This is a genomic window from Paenibacillus sp. EKM211P (genome assembly GCF_011066175.1).
Lineage (GTDB): Bacteria > Bacillota > Bacilli > Paenibacillales > Paenibacillaceae > Paenibacillus > Paenibacillus polymyxa.
Window position 1 is genome coordinate 1 of the sequence record NZ_JAAMNS010000069.1, and the last position, 296, is coordinate 296.

The following is a 296-nucleotide window of genomic DNA, read 5'->3' on the forward strand; positions in this document are numbered from 1 at the left end:
GCGGTCGTCGTCGTCAGGGAAGATCAAGAAGGTCAGAAAGCTTTGTGCGCTTATTATACAGCGGAAGAAGGCTTGACAGCGGCGGATCTGAAGCGGGCGATTGCCAGCGAGCTGCCGGGGTACATGATCCCGTCGTACTTCGTGGAGCTGGAGCGCCTGCCTCTGACGCCGAACGGAAAGATCGACCGGAAGGCGCTGCCGGCACCGGAAGGGGGGGCAGGAGGCCGCGAATACGTGGCGCCGCGCACCGAACTGGAGGCGAAGCTGGCCGCCATTTGGCAGGATGTGCTTGTTCG

1 protein-coding gene is annotated in these 296 nt (G+C 62.8%); it reads left to right on the plus strand.

Going from position 1 to position 296, the window contains the following annotated elements:
• A partial coding sequence (locus tag G9G57_RS25390) for an AMP-binding enzyme (protein WP_164965693.1) occupies positions 1-296 on the plus strand: 296 nt, incomplete at both ends.